Origin of the sequence: Pseudarthrobacter sulfonivorans, from assembly GCF_031454915.1 — a bacterium.
GTDB classification, from domain to species: Bacteria; Actinomycetota; Actinomycetes; order Actinomycetales; family Micrococcaceae; genus Arthrobacter; species Arthrobacter sulfonivorans_C.
In genome coordinates this window covers 16,246-29,690 of the sequence record NZ_JAVDRS010000001.1, presented here as the reverse complement: position 1 = coordinate 29,690, position 13,445 = coordinate 16,246, and the positions used below count along the sequence as shown (strand labels likewise).

At 62.4% G+C, this 13,445-nt stretch carries 12 protein-coding genes and 3 pseudogenes; 4 read left to right on the top strand and 11 right to left on the bottom strand.

The window, feature by feature from the left end; genetic code table 11:
* Positions 1 to 835: 835 nt before the first annotated feature.
* Genes J2808_RS00140 through J2808_RS00130 form a run of 3 tightly spaced genes read right to left on the bottom strand, consistent with a single transcriptional unit; the run spans position 836 to position 4,683 of the window.
* Positions 836 to 2,314 carry a dihydrolipoamide acetyltransferase family protein gene (locus tag J2808_RS00140; protein ID WP_309809855.1) on the bottom strand — a complete coding sequence of 493 codons (1,479 nt, stop codon included), beginning with the start codon at positions 2,312 to 2,314 and terminating at the stop codon, positions 836 to 838.
* A 3-nt stretch (positions 2,315 to 2,317) separates the two neighbouring features.
* Positions 2,318 to 3,430 (bottom strand): alpha-ketoacid dehydrogenase subunit beta, encoded by a 1,113-nt coding sequence (locus J2808_RS00135; RefSeq protein ID WP_309809851.1) that lies wholly within the window; start codon positions 3,428 to 3,430, stop codon positions 2,318 to 2,320.
* Positions 3,427 to 4,683, bottom strand: a complete 1,257-nt coding sequence (locus J2808_RS00130; protein WP_309809848.1) for a thiamine pyrophosphate-dependent enzyme — start codon at positions 4,681 to 4,683, stop codon at positions 3,427 to 3,429. Before J2808_RS00130 ends, J2808_RS00135 begins: the two co-directional genes overlap by 4 nt.
* 247 nt (positions 4,684 to 4,930) lie before the next feature.
* Between J2808_RS00130 and J2808_RS00125 the strand changes: the two genes are divergently transcribed.
* Entirely contained in the window at positions 4,931 to 5,308 is a 378-nt protein-coding gene (locus J2808_RS00125; protein ID WP_397427976.1) for an Lrp/AsnC family transcriptional regulator, read from the top strand.
* Between the two features lie 115 nt (positions 5,309 to 5,423).
* Entirely contained in the window at positions 5,424 to 5,843 is a 420-nt protein-coding gene (locus tag J2808_RS00120) for a hypothetical protein (protein ID WP_309809842.1), read from the top strand.
* Positions 5,844 to 6,204: 361 nt separating this feature from the next.
* Here the strand turns inward: J2808_RS00120 and J2808_RS00115 are convergent, their stop codons facing one another.
* Positions 6,205 to 6,546, bottom strand: coding sequence for a hypothetical protein (locus J2808_RS00115; RefSeq protein WP_309811892.1), 342 nt, complete (start codon positions 6,544 to 6,546; stop codon positions 6,205 to 6,207).
* 118 nt (positions 6,547 to 6,664) lie between these two features.
* Positions 6,665 to 6,918 (bottom strand): annotated as a pseudogene (locus tag J2808_RS00110) (2-oxo acid dehydrogenase subunit E2); the annotation flags it as partial.
* Between the two features lie 105 nt (positions 6,919 to 7,023).
* Here J2808_RS00110 and J2808_RS00105 point away from each other — a divergent pair.
* A complete protein-coding gene (locus tag J2808_RS00105; RefSeq protein WP_309809838.1) occupies positions 7,024 to 7,563 on the top strand; it encodes a hypothetical protein in 540 nt (179 codons plus the stop codon).
* 7 nt (positions 7,564 to 7,570) lie between these two features.
* Positions 7,571 to 8,479, top strand: a complete 909-nt coding sequence (locus tag J2808_RS00100) for an alpha-1,2-fucosyltransferase (protein ID WP_309809835.1) — start codon at positions 7,571 to 7,573, stop codon at positions 8,477 to 8,479.
* A 147-nt stretch (positions 8,480 to 8,626) separates the two neighbouring features.
* Here the strand turns inward: J2808_RS00100 and J2808_RS00095 are convergent, their stop codons facing one another.
* The 6 genes and pseudogenes from J2808_RS00095 to J2808_RS00070 all read right to left on the bottom strand — a co-directional run bounded on the left by J2808_RS00095 (position 8,627) and on the right by J2808_RS00070 (position 13,438).
* Positions 8,627 to 10,177: a glycoside hydrolase family 16 protein gene (locus J2808_RS00095; protein WP_309809832.1), complete on the bottom strand. Its 1,551-nt coding sequence runs from the start codon at positions 10,175 to 10,177 to the stop codon at positions 8,627 to 8,629.
* 332 nt (positions 10,178 to 10,509) lie between these two features.
* Positions 10,510 to 11,505, bottom strand: a pseudogene (locus tag J2808_RS22225) (IS481 family transposase).
* Positions 11,466 to 11,896, bottom strand: a pseudogene (locus tag J2808_RS00085) (integrase core domain-containing protein); the annotation flags it as partial. The pseudogenes J2808_RS22225 and J2808_RS00085, both read right to left, overlap by 40 nt.
* A 107-nt stretch (positions 11,897 to 12,003) precedes the next feature.
* Positions 12,004 to 12,489 carry a hypothetical protein gene (locus J2808_RS00080; protein WP_309809828.1) on the bottom strand — a complete coding sequence of 162 codons (486 nt, stop codon included), beginning with the start codon at positions 12,487 to 12,489 and terminating at the stop codon, positions 12,004 to 12,006.
* Complete coding sequence (locus tag J2808_RS00075) at positions 12,468 to 12,950, bottom strand: MFS transporter (RefSeq protein ID WP_309809825.1); 483 nt, start codon at positions 12,948 to 12,950, stop codon at positions 12,468 to 12,470. The genes J2808_RS00080 and J2808_RS00075 overlap by 22 nt, the downstream gene beginning before the upstream one ends.
* Positions 12,951 to 13,168: 218 nt before the next feature.
* Positions 13,169 to 13,438 (bottom strand): MFS transporter, encoded by a 270-nt coding sequence (locus tag J2808_RS00070; RefSeq protein WP_309809823.1) that lies wholly within the window; start codon positions 13,436 to 13,438, stop codon positions 13,169 to 13,171.
* Between the last annotated feature and the right edge of the window lie 7 nt (positions 13,439 to 13,445).

Sequence of the window (13,445 nt, the reverse complement as noted above, 5' to 3'; positions counted from 1 at the left end):
GCTCTTGGGCCTTTAGTCACAAGAATGGAGGAGTCAATTGCCCCCTGTCAACGGTTGTTTTTATCGCTGCGCACGGCCCGTGGTCATTTGCGATTACCCCCGTAAATAGCCCGTATTTGTGACCATTCGGTAGGGGGATCGGTTGTATTGACAGCAAGTGCGGGCCAGCAGCAAGATGGTCACGTTTCCTTACCTTTAGCTGGCCAATGACGGGAAAGCAAAGTATTTGGAATTAACCAATACGACGAGTATTCGGATCACATGAGCGGTCAAATGCCGCCAGCACCGTTCCCGGGTTTTCGATGGCATCCGCCACAAGTCGGAGGAAACCGGCTACTGTGCCGCCATCGCGAACGGAAAGGATCCCAGGACATCCCGGTGGCACACTCCCCGGTCCGGGTGCACGTGGTGGCCGAACAGTCTTACGTTGGCGGCTCCGCATATTAATCGGCCGACTTAATCGGCCGACCGAGTTTCCATTCCTTTGCGGTCCCGCGGTTCGACTGGCTCTACCTGCCTGGCCGCGGTGCACGCGTCACAACGACCGACAAACTGGTGTGGGCAACTCATAGGGTTTAGTTCGTCCCCGGTAGCCGCTCTGACTCGCATGGGATCCTGCGTTTTCTGTCCACGTCGCGATGGGCGGGGCGCTTAGTCGTTTCAGGTGAGGCGATATGGCGCCGGCGGCGACCTTTGGGGGCACCAACCCTGAATCCCGTCGGCAACATCAGTAAAGCGAACCTCCCGGCGCCGCGCACGAGTAGCCGGTACTCGGATTGTTGGTCACCACTACCGGCTACGACGAGGGTTTAAGCTCCCCATCCTTCGGCCGCCACTACAGGTCCGCCAATACCGCTCCCGGGTTCTCCATGCCGTCGGCAACAAACCGAAGAAAACCGGCCGCCGTGCCGCCATCGCACACGCGGTGATCGAAGGTCAGCGTCAGTTCGGTGACCTTGCGGACCGCGAGTTCCCCGTCCACCACCCACGGCTTATCCATGATGCGCCCCACCCCAAGGATCGCCACCTCGGGGTGGTTGATGATGGCTGCGGAGCCGTCCACACCGAACACGCCGTAGTTGTTCAGCGTGAAGGTGCCGCTGCCCAGTTCCTCCGGCGTCGCCTTGCCGTCGCGTGCGACGGCGGTGAGCCGGCGGATCTCCGCGTCCAGTTCGCGGGCGCTGAGTTTGTCGGCGTTACGAATCGAGGGGACCACCAGTCCGCGGTCCGTCTGGGCCGCGACGCCGAGGTTGATGCCGGCGAATCCCACGATCTCCTGGGCGCCGCCGGCAGCGGTCTCGATGCGCGTGTTCAGCTCGGGGAATCGTTTTAACCCTGCCGTGACAAAACGGGCTATGAACGCAAGCAGGCCCGGGGTGCCGTGCTGATCGGACTTCTTGAGCCCAGCCCTCAGCTCGACCAGCGCGGTGGCATCAACGTCCACCCAGACGGTGGCCTCCGGGATCTCGGCACGGCTGCGGGACATGTTCGCGGCAACGGTCTTACGGACACCCCGGACAGGCGTCCGCGAGGAAATGCTCAGGCCGGTGCGGGCGTCGACGTTGGTCGGTTCCGGTGATCGAGGCTCGGTGACTGAGCCTGGGGCCACGACCGCAGGGTTCCCTGGCCGAGCTTGCGAGGTTAGGGGGCGGGTGGGGAGGATCGCCGCTTCCACATCCCGGCGCATGATCAGGCCGCTGTCCCCTGACCCGTGGACAGCGCCGAGGTCCACGCCGTGCTCACGGGCCATCCGCCGGACGAGCGGTGAAATGACGGCGCCCAGCTTCCCGGGTACCCGCGTACGGAGAAGCGAGAGATCCATGTCCTGGGTTTCGACAGGCTTAACCACCGGACTGCCGTTGGACGAGCCTGCCGAACCTGCCTTTCGAGGAGCCCGGGTGCGCCGCGACTGGCCTTCGCCGCCGGGAGTCCCGTAGCCGATCAGCACATTCCCGGACCCTGCCTTCTCCTCCTCCCGGTAGGCGTTGGCCGCCGCTTCAACCAACGGGGTTTGGACAGGCTCAACCACCGCCTCTTCGGTGGTTGAGCCTGTCGAAACCTCCACCGAGCCCACAGGAGCCACTGAGATCAGCGGCTTGCCCACGTCCAGCGTCTGCCCAGGTTCGCCATGGAGCACGGTAACAGTGCCGGCATACGGCGACGGCACTTCCACCACGGACTTGGCGGTCTCCACTTCGGCGATGGGCTGGTCCACGCGGATCTCATCCCCCACGGCCACCAGCCAGTTGACCAGTTCGGCTTCGGTCAGGCCTTCGCCGAGATCGGGCAGCAGGAACACTTTTGTTTCAGTCATTAGTCAGTTCTCCCACTGGAGGTCGTCAACGGCGTCGAGGATACGGTCCACGCCGGGCAGGTAGTGGTGCTCGAGCTTCGGTGCCGGGTAGGGGACGTCGAATCCCGTCACACGGCGGATCGGCGCCGCGAGGTGGTGGAAGCAACGTTCCTGGACCCGCGCCACGATCTCGGAGGACACGGACGCGAAGCCATGCGCTTCGGCGATCACCACGGCCCGGCCGGTCTTGCGGACGGACGCGCACACCGTCTCGTCGTCGAAAGGGACAATCGATCGCACGTCGATGACTTCCAGAGAACGGCCCTCCTCTGCTGCGGCAGCAGCGGCGGCGAGCGCCGTGGGCACGGACGGTCCGTAGGCGATGAGCGTTGCGTCAGTTCCGGAACGGGCGACGGCGGCCCGGCCTTCCGAGGACTTCCCTGCTTCCGCGTTGGCTGCGTGCTGGGCCTGGAGATCCTCCAGGTCCACCATGTCCTTGGACCAGTAGAGCTTCTTGGGTTCCATAAACATGACGGGGTCGTCCGAATCGATGGCTTCCCGCAGCATCCGGTACCCGTCGGCAACGGTGGCGGGCGCGAACACTTTCAGGCCGGCCGTATGCGCGTAATAGGACTCCGAGGAATCGCAGTGGTGCTCCACTCCCCCAATGCCGCCTCCATACGGAACCCGGATCACCATGGGCAGCTTCAGGGCGCCCCTGGTGCGGTTGTGCATCTTGGCCACATGGCTGACGATCTGCTGGAACGCCGGATACGCAAACGCATCGAACTGCATCTCCACCACCGGCCGCATCCCGTTCATGGCCATCCCCACGGCCATGCCCACAATGCCGGACTCCGCCAGAGGCGTGTCGAAGCACCGCTGCTCGCCGAAGGTTTTGGTCAGTCCGTCAGTGATGCGGAAAACCCCGCCGAGCAGGCCCACGTCCTCGCCGAAGACCAGGACGGTGGGATCGGCCTGCATGGCATCAACCAATGCCGTATTGAGGGCTTTGGCCATGGTGATGGACTGCGGCCCGGTTGCTTCCTCGGCGGCCGCGGCCGTGGCAGCCGCCCGGGCGGTTGCTGCGCTGACGTTGCCGTTGGCCTCGGAGGCTGTGGTGACTGTCGGACTCATTTCGCGGACTCCTTCGAGGACGATGCTTCGCGGGCAAGTTCGTCGGCCAACAGGGCGGACTGCTCCTTCAACTGCGGCGTGGGCACTGAGAACACGTGCCGGAAGAGATCCTGGGGATTCACCGGGACATCTTCGCCGAGGCCCTCGCGAAGCTGAGCGGCAACTGCTTCCGCTTTAGCCGCGATCCTGGCGGCGCCGTCGTCGTCCAGCACTCCCCTGCCGGTGAGGTACGCCTTCATCCGGCTGATCGGATCCTTGGCCAGCCACTCGGCAACTTCGCTGTCCTGCCGGTAGCGGGTGGCGTCGTCGGCATTCGTGTGTGCCTGCATCCGGTAAGTGTTCGCCTCCACCAGGAGCGGGCCGGAGCCTGCCCGGCAGAGCTTTACGGCCCGGTCCAGCACGGCGAGGAGGGCAACCACATCGTTGCCGTCCACGCGTTCACCGGCCATGCCGTAACCCACGGCCTTGTGCGCCAAAGAAGGCGCCACGGACTGGTGCGCCAGCGGAACCGAGATGGCGTACTTATTGTTCTGGACGAAGAAAATGACCGGCAGGTGGAAGACGGCGGCGAAGTTCAGGGCTTCGTGGAAGTCGCCTTCGCTGGTTGCGCCGTCGCCGCACATCGCCAGGACCACAGTGTCTTCGCCGCGGAGCTTGGCCGCATGGGCAACTCCCACGCCGTGGAGCAGCTGCGTGGTCAAAGGCGTGCACTGGATGCCCACCTTGTGCTTGGCGGGATCGTAGCCGCTGTGCCAGTCACCGCGGAAGATGGTCATGGTCTGCACGGGATCAACGCCGCGCGTCATGACCGCCACGGCGTCCCGGTAGGTGGGGAACAGCCAGTCACCCTCTGAGAGGCACAGTGCCGCGGCCACCTGACAGGCTTCCTGCCCGTGACTCGACGGGTACACGGCCATGCGCCCCTGCCGGACGAGTGCCGAGTTCTGGTCGTTGACGCGGCGTCCGACGACGAGCTGCTCGTACGCTGCCAGCAGTTCGTCATCGCCGGGCAACGGGTACTCGTGGCCGGGTTCGGTGCCCTGCTCGCCTTCGGCGAGGAGCCGTCCCTCCGGGTCCACCATCTGGATCTGGTGCCGGGCAGGGAGCATGTAGTCCTCAACCGTGATGCCGAACTTGCGCACGGCTTCGGTCACGGCATTTTCAGCCGGCCGGCGTTGGGCCTGGTCCGGCGCAGAGCCGGGCGCAGAGCCCTGGGCAGAGCCGGGGGCGGTGTGGTCCGCGGAGATCGTCATTGGTCAGTCCTTCTGTAGCCACTATTCACTCCCAGTATTGACCTAACGGATGTTTCGTATCCAGACCTCAGTCGAATCATGGAGAAGTCAGGGCAGGATGGCTATTCTGGGAGACGAATCGTCATCACGGACCGCACTACGGCAGGGAGCGGTGGACATATTGGCAGGCACAGCAGACCGGGCCGAGACGGCGTCCTTGGACGACGTCGACCGCCAGATCATTTCGGAGCTGACCCGCGACGGCAGAATGTCCGTCACCCAGGTGGCGCAGAACGTCCACATCTCAAGGGCCCACGCCTACACCCGCATCGCGCGGCTCACCAGCGAAGGGGTGCTGACCAAGTTCACCGCCCTGGTGGACCCCATCAAGGCGGGGCTCAAGTCCTCCGCCTACGTCACCCTCAAAGTGAGCCAGCACTCCTGGCGCGAACTCCGGGAGGAGCTCAAAGCCATCCCGGAGATCCATCACATTGCGCTGGTAGGCGGGGACTTCGACGTCATCCTGCTGGTGCGCGCCATCGACAACACCGACCTCCGCAGGGTCATCTTCGACCAGCTCCAGTCCATGCCCGGCGTCCTGGACACCCAGACGTTCCTGGTGTTCGAGGACGTGGATACGCGCTAGTGCCGCGCCTACCCAATGTGGAGCCTAGTAGCCCAATCCCTGTTGCCCCGAGCTGGGCTGGGTTTAGGCTGCGGTCATCGCCCGCCCGCGGGTCCATCGAAGTTAGGAACTGTCAATGCGAACGTTTTATCGAATTCTCGCAGGGGTGGGTGTCCTGATGGCAACGGCCCTTCCCGCCTCCGCATCGATGGCTGCCCCTCCCGAACTCATCATCAAGGAAGACGCGTTCGTAACAGTCACCAACAGCTGCAACGGCGACGAAATCTACCTCGAAGGCACTTTCCACACCGTGGTGAAGACGAACTCCGCCGGCACAACAAAACAAGAGGCAGTCATCCATCTGAAGGGCACAACCACCTCGGGAACCCGGTACGTCCTGAACCAGACCCTGCAGACGACCTTCAGCGACTCGGCGGATTCAGGCCACTCCATCGCCGTTCTGGTCAGCCTCGGCCGGCAGCCAAACGAAACCGCCGTCTTCCGCTGGAACAGCGCCACATCCCTGGATTCAGTGGACGTCGTCTGCAGCAACTAAGCTGCGGCGGGCTCCAGCTCCCGGGTGCGCTCCGGAACGGGACGGACGACGTCGGCTCCAACCTTCTGGAGGCCAAGCGGCGGAGGGGGCGCTCCAGAAGGCGGAACGACAGGTATGCCATCAGCACGGTCAGTGCCGTGGCCGTCGGAACGCGCATCCAGAGTGACGGGACCAGGGGTATCAGCAGGAGGTAGATGGGCATGTGCCAGAGGTAGGCGGCGTAGGAGAGGTCGCGGCCGGGGTGGCGAGCCAGGGGTGGCTCAGGATCCGGGAGCCGAGGCCGGCGGGACGGAGGACCAGCGATCCGATGACCACCGCAGCCAGCAGCGCCAGAACCGTGGGCCCGAAGGTCCAGAAGACATCAAACCAGGCGCCCGGCGTGGTGGGCTCTGTAAGCGCGAGGAGGGCCGCCACCAGGGCGATCCCCGGCGATGGGACCGGCCCAGCATGCACCGGCCTGCGGGGAGGTATGCACCCGTGAACCGTGGCTGACCGAGGAAAACAGCAGGGCCATGACGCACCCGAGCAGCAGCTGGTCGGCCCTGGTGTCCGGCCCGTTGTAGAGCCGGGCAAGCGGCGCCCCGACGGATACCAGGATGAACCGCAGGATCAGGAACCCGGCTGCCAGGACGGCGGTCAGCCGGACCACGGTGCGGAGCTTCCAGAACCGGAGCATGACCAGCAGGAGCACCGGCCAAACCAAGTAGAACTGCTCCTCGACGGCCAGGGTCCAGGTGGGAGACGAGTACGACGGCGGCGATCACCGCGAGCGGGACCATCCAGATGAAGATCGGGGTCAGGGCGTCGTTGTAGGAGGAGACGATCAATTCCTCGATCTCCGCCGACAGATGGTTGACCTTTCGGACCGCGAGTTCCCGTCCACCACGCATGGCTTGTCGATGATCCGGCCCACGCCCAGGATGCCCACCTCGGGGTGGTTAATGATGGCGGCTGAGCCGTCTACGCCGAACACACCGTAGTTGTTCAGGGTGAAGGTGCCGCTGCCCAGTTGCTCCGGTGTCGCTTTGCCCTCGCGCGCGACGGCGGCGAGCCGGTGGATCTCGGCGTCCAGTTCACAGCGTCTGATTAAGAGTACCTGCCTCCAGAGCACGGGTAGTTGTGATTCTGAATTAGGGTAGGGCCTACTCGTGTACCTACTGTGCAGCCCTAATAGCGTCGTGTGATCAACTTCGTTCATTGCCGTCTACAAAGCAGGTATCGGCTTATGTCTTTATCGTCGTCGCAGGTATTGCAGGTCAGCGCAACCAGCAGAGAGCCTGGCGCTGCAGCTGAGCATGCAATTGCATTCGCCCGCGCTTACCTCAAATTCCAGGGCCAAGACGCCGCTGCGGTGGCGGAGAGCTACAGCGGGTTGCTGGATAATCTCATTTGCGGTCTCCACGAGCCCAATAGCGACCTAGGTCCGGACCAAGTGCACAACCGCTCGTGTGACTCCTTCCGTCGTCCCGACGATACTCATCAAGTCGCGGACACTGAGGTGGTGGCGGGGGGCCGCGATGCCATCATGGTGACCAGCTACCCACAAGTGTTGGATGCACTCGAAAACACCCCGATGACTCCGGTTTCCTTGCTGACATCGCCTCGCCATGCCGACGCGGAAGCCGCCTCGAAGAAGCTCGAGGCCGCCATCTTAGGTTTTCGACCCCGTCGTGAACGAATGGCCATAAGTCCTGTTCGTCAGCTGATCAAAGGGAAGTGAGCCGCGGATGGATACTTATCAAGCCGGTGGTGGACACGCTGCCACTGAAACGACGAATGAGAAAACAGTTGTACTTTCCGTCCAGGGCGGACTGGGCAATCAACTCTTTGAATGGGCCTTTGCGAAAGCACTTCAAACTCAAGGGCATGAGGTGCTTTTCGACACCATTCGCTGCCGCGGCTCTCGGCCGCTCATGATTGGTCCGCTTCTTTGGCCAGGCAGCAGGCTCAGTCCCGCATTGGGCTTGGCAGCCGTTGCAGCCTATAAGAGTGGCATTTTGAACGGCCGTTTTCCCATGCGGGTGGTCCAGGAAGGCGGCTTCAGTTACGATCCGAGCCTCGTTTCCCGCCTCGGATCGAGAAGCTATCTGGTTGGCTACTTCCAGTCTCCACGCTACTTCGACGTCATTGCCGACAGTGTGAGGACCGAGCTTTCAGCCTTTCTTGACGGAATGCTCACTCGGGAGGGAAAGGCTCTCGCAAAGGATTTAGCGAGCGATCAGCACAGCGTAGCCGTGCACGTCCGTCGCGGGGACTATGTCACAAATCCAGTCGCTTCGGCCCATCACGGCGCTCTTCAAGGGGACTACTACAGGAGCGCCCTCACTATGATGGAGGAGTTGGGGCATGTCCGCCATGTTTGGTTCAGCGATGACCCTGGCTGGGTTACCGAAAACCTGGCCCGTCCTGGTGAGGTAGTCTGCGGTCCGGAGTTCGCATATGCAGCGGGTGGCGAGATCGCACTCATGGCATCATGTTCCAGTCGTGTCATAGCCAACAGTAGTTTCAGCTGGTGGGGCGGATGGCTGGGCCGTCGCTCGACTCCGCAGAATCCCGTGATAGCTCCCGCTCGGTGGTTCGTGTCCGACCAGAACAGTACATCAGATCTCTTACCACACTCATGGATAAAGCTTTGAGGCTCTGAACGAATGATCCCGCGTCAGGCTTGTCATAACCAGTCAACCGATTTAGACGGACGGACCGCGACTGAGGGCTCAATCATCCCAAAAGTAGCCCGCGGCCGCGGCACCCTCGCAACCACCTAACAAAACTGAGACATACCACTAGTATTTCCAGGCGCGCACGTAGTCGATCTGGTAGTCGGCCGGCATTTTCGTATCTGAGTAGTCCGGGCCGATGGGATAGCCATGATAAGGCGAACCGATCTGAAGATTAAGTCGCATATTGAAGGCTGATTGGAAGTTGGGTCCCCACAGCCATGGGTACTGAGCCTTGGTCGCGGTAAGCACCTGCTTGCCATCGAAGAAGCCCCTGAGCTCCGTAGGGGTATACTCGACAGCCCAGGTATGGAAATCCTTCGAGGAATTGACTGTTGTGCCTGCGAGCGCCTCCCAGTTCCAACCCTTGCTGGATCCGGTTCCGTTCGTAGATTCGTGGATTGTCAAGGTCGAGGTGCCGATACGGGTGGGATTTGTAAACGGATCCCCCCATGCCTCCATGATGTCGAGTTCACCTACGCCACTGTTGCGTAACCAAAAGGCGGGCCATATGCCGCGAGAATTGCCAGGCGTTGTGGGAATCTTGGCGCGCATCTCCCACCTGCCAAACTGCTGCTCATACTTGCCGATGGAATCCAGGTATCCAGTAGTGAAATCCCTGCCATCTATGGTTTCACGCTTGCCGGTAATGTGTAGTAGGCCGCCGCTGACTGTGACGTTAGCCGCCTTGATTCGTGCCTTGTCGTAGGACAACGACTCGTTGTCCCTGACGTTCCATTGCTGAGTGCCGGAAGAAAACTCATCGCGGAAGTCCGGCTCGCCCCAGCCAGGGAGATTGGCTGACGGAGTCGGGGCTGGGGCTGGGGCGGCAGCAGCCTTTGGTGCCAACGGGGACACGCGGAGGTTGTCGAATGCAAGCACCGTCGGCTGGCTGGTGGCGGCCAGATAGCCGCTGACTGCCGCCTTCCCTGCGGTTGTAATTCGCTGCCCAGACGTATCGGCGTACACATTTGTCCAGGTTGACGGTTCAGTGCTGCCTGCCGGCCAGGCTTTAGACTTCAGCCGGACGTCGGCGGAACCGGCGGTTTGAAATTTGACATTAATATCCTGTCCAGCACGGACAAGGAAGGGCAAAGTCCGTGCGCTCTGGAGCACCGCGATTCCGTTCGCGCCATTGGATCGCGACAGTTCCAAGGTCGCTTTACCCCCTGGGCCGACCCTGAGCGAAGTGCGGTAGAAGCCGCCAGCAGTATGCCTCAGGTGCAAAGATGCGTAGACCCCGCTTCCCGACGTGGGAACACCACGAACCGAAACGGTAGAGGCGGCCTCGGCATCAGTAAGAGACACGGCCGCAGCCGTAGTCAGGGACTCGCCTCCTTGCCGCAAGTCAATATTGGCGCGGCCCGAGCTGACAGACGTCGCCGGCGAGGTTGAACTGTATGTGACCTTCTCGGGCGATTGACCCCAACCGGGGCTGACCGTCCTCGACATGCTGTCGTTCAGCACGGCAGGACCGGCAACGAGGGCGGGTTCCTCCGCTCCGGCCGGGATGGCGGGAATCGTGGCAGCCAGCAGGGCTGCCACCATTCCTCCGGCAGAAATCATTCTCCGCTTGGTTTTTAGGCGCGCGAACGTGGAATTCGAAGAATTCTTCATAAAGTGGATTGACTCTCTGGGTTCTGTGCCATCCCCAGTTGGCGAAAGTGAGGTCTGGATGGGAACTTTCCCACGGAAGTTGACGCTTCCAGGGGGCATCCCATTGACCGCCTACAGTCTTGCACGCATCCAGCATCTGATGCAAAACCGTTATGTAGGAATGGATGCGGTGATCAATATGTACAAACACGTATGGTATGGATCCAGATCGGAGCGATCGGTTGGTAGCGCAACCTTGACTTCATTTCCTCGCTAACCTGCGACGATGAAAGCACTAAAATGTAACCCCGGTTAGGGCCTCCTGACACGGCCTGCGGTTCGACTAAGTGTACTCAGCCAGTAGGTTGGTTGCACCTGCTGATGGGTGGTTTGCCTCCGAGGCTGCCGTGTGGGCGGTGGCTGCTGTAGAAGTTTAGCCATGTTGCAAGGCGTCGGTGCGTGCCTGGTTGGACGTGAGAGGTTGGCGGAAGGCCCAGCCTTCCTGCAGTGTGCGGTTGAAGCGTTCTGCTTTTCCGTTCTGCCAGGGATGCCGGGGTTTGATGAGGATGTGTTTGGCGCCCAGTGCGGCCAGAGCGTTCTGGAAATCCCGGGAAAGTCGGTAGGCCAATGCGTTGTCGGTCATAACGCGTTTCACGGGTGCTCCGTTGGTTGCCATGGCGGCCACAGCCCTGATGAGGAACCCGGCGCAGGTCGAGCCTTTCTCGTCGGGCAGGACCTCGGGGTAGGCGAAGCGGGTGTAGTCATTGACGGCCACGTGGACGTAGTCGAAGCCCAGTTTTTGATGTGAGGTGCGGTGGTTGGCCAGATTCTGGGAAGGGTCCGCCCGCCAGCCGCCACCGTCCGGGATCCGCCCGAGTTTCTTGACGTCGACGTGGATCATGTCCCCCGGGGCGTGGCGTTCGTAGCGGCGATGGGTGGCTCGGGCGGCTCGAAATCCGCGCCCCGGTCACAGGATCCAGGTCCCACAGGCGCGGCATGCCGGCACGGGCCAGAATCCGGGCGCTGGTGCCGCAGCGCAATGCTAGATTGGCTGGCCCCACGCGGTGCTTCACGCGGTGCTTCACGCGCTGGGTCAGGACGTCGGCAACGACATCCGCCGGGGTGGCGGGCGGGCATGGCTTTGGTCTGGAGCTGCGGTCCTGAAGGTCGTCCCCGCCGTGGGCCCGGTACCGGCTGATCCAACGGTGGGCACAGGTCCGGGAGATACCCATTTGCTTGGCCACATGGGCAATCGGACGGCCGGCGAGGCGGAATTTTTCAAGCTGAGCGGTACCAGTGGGAGTGAGGCGGCTGACTGTTCGGTGATTTCCTTTGGCTGGTTGATCCAGGCTGGTCCTGGGAGCGCGAGGATTTTCGGGTCAGTGGTTTTGGTGAAGCGTTCGGGGTGTCTCACGCGGGCTGCAGCGAGCGTTGCCGAGCGTTCCTTGGCCACCGTGGAGGCGTGGCCGTAATGGACATTGGCGGGCGTGTGGAAGCCGATGCCGGAGTGCTGGTGATGATGTACCTGTCCACGAACCCGCTGATGAATGTGGCGGCATCGTGGACTGAGGCGAAGCGTTAAGGGAATTCCGGACCGTATTTCAGCGTCTTGAATAGCGCCTCGCTGTACGGATTATCATTCGACACCCGGGGCCTGGAATGTGACCGGGCGACCTCCAAGTCCGAGAGCAGCGCGGCCACTGTCTTGGACGTCATCGACGTCCCCCGATCCGCGTTAAGCCGAATTCGGCTTAACGTGGACTATGCCGAGGAAAACGCTAAGCCGAGGGACCTGGATTTCCAGCAGCCGGAAAAATCCGAAGAAACTCCACTGCGATGCTGTCTAATTACCGCGAGGTGGTGGCCACCTCATCTTCATCGGCTGTGATGAAGATGTTCCCTTCGGAGATCGCTTCCGACTGGATGTCGTGTTCCACGGTGGTTGCGAGCGGCTTTTCTTTGACGAAGAAGAGGACGACGACGGCGGTCACCGCCAGCGGGACCATCCAGAGGAAGATGGGCGTCAGGGCGTCGTTGTAGGCGGAGATGATCAGCTCCTTGATCTCCGCGGGCAGGCCGTTGACCAGCGCGGGCGTAAGGGAGTTCGATCCGCCGGGTGTGCCGCCGCCGGTTGAGGCGGCGGGCAGGCGCTCGGTGAGGAGCTCTGCGAGCCTGCTCGCGAACAGGCTGCCCACCACGGCCGAGCCGAGGGTGGCACCGATCTGGCGGAAGAAGTTGTTGGAGGCCGTGGCGGTGCCCACTTCACGCAGCGGGAAGGAGTTCTGCACAATGAGGACCAGGATCTGCATGCTCAGGCCGAGCCCGAGGCCCATACGGCCAGGTAGGCACAGATTTCCCAGAGCGGCTGTCCTGGCTTGAGGGTGGACAGCAGCACCAGGGCAATACCCACCAGCACGGAGCCGGCGATGGGCATCCACTTATACCGGCCGGTCTTGCTGACCAGCTGGCCTGAACCGATCGAGGCCACCAGCAGCGCACCCATCGTGGGGATCATCAACAGGCCCGAGTCGGTGGCGTTGACGCTGAAAGCCATCTGCAGGTACGTGGGAAGGTAGCCGATGGCGCCGAACATGGCCACACCGATCAGCAGGCCCGCGAAGGTGGAGAGGTTGAAGTTCAGGTCCTTGAACAGGTGCAGCGGGATGATGGGCTCGGCGGTGCAGCGCTCCACCAGAACGAAGCCGACAGCGCTGACGATAGTGACGGTGACCAGGGACAGAATGATCGGGTCAGTGCAGTCGTACTTGCTGCCGCCCCAGGTGGCGAAGAGCACAAGGGCGGTTGTGGCGAGGGCCAGCAGGAGCTTGCCGCCGAGGTCCAGCTTTGTGCTTTCCGGCGTGCCTGGGCAGCTTCAGGAAGAACACCGCACCGGCGAGTGCCAGCAGACCCAGCGGGATGTTGATCCAGAAGACCCAGCGCCAGCCGAGCCCTTCGGGAACCAGCCGCCCAGCAGTGGTCCGGCCACGGGGGCGATCTCGAAGACGCCGCCCATCATGCCCATGTACTTGCCGCGCTCGGGGGCGGGACGACGTCGGCGTTCACCCCCTGCGAGAGGATCATCAGATCGCCCCCGCCCAGGCCCTGGATCACGCAGGCGCTGATGTGCACACCCATGTCCTTGGCCAGCGCGCCGATGACCGAGCCGATCACGAACAGGATGATGGCTGCGATCAGCAGGGATTTGCGACGCATCAGATCCCCCAGCTTGCCGTAGATGGGCATGCTGGTGGTGGAGGTAAGAATGAACGCGGTGATCACCACAGCATGT

Bases quoted from the DNA above. Each gene is read 5' to 3' on its own strand.
- J2808_RS00140 (WP_309809855.1), bottom strand. From the start codon at position 2,314: ATGACTGAAACAAAAGTGTTCCTGCTGCCCGATCTCGGCGAAGGCCTG.
- J2808_RS00135 (WP_309809851.1), bottom strand. From the start codon at position 3,430: ATGAGTCCGACAGTCACCACAGCCTCCGAGGCCAACGGCAACGTCAGC.
- J2808_RS00130 (WP_309809848.1), bottom strand. From the start codon at position 4,683: ATGACGATCTCCGCGGACCACACCGCCCCCGGCTCTGCCCAGGGCTCT.
- J2808_RS00125 (WP_397427976.1), top strand. From the start codon at position 4,931: ATGTCCGTCACCCAGGTGGCGCAGAACGTCCACATCTCAAGGGCCCAC.
- J2808_RS00120 (WP_309809842.1), top strand. From the start codon at position 5,424: ATGCGAACGTTTTATCGAATTCTCGCAGGGGTGGGTGTCCTGATGGCA.
- J2808_RS00100 (WP_309809835.1), top strand. From the start codon at position 7,571: ATGGATACTTATCAAGCCGGTGGTGGACACGCTGCCACTGAAACGACG.
- J2808_RS00095 (WP_309809832.1), bottom strand. From the start codon at position 10,177: ATGAAGAATTCTTCGAATTCCACGTTCGCGCGCCTAAAAACCAAGCGG.
- J2808_RS00080 (WP_309809828.1), bottom strand. From the start codon at position 12,489: ATGGGCCTCGGGCTCGGCCTGAGCATGCAGATCCTGGTCCTCATTGTG.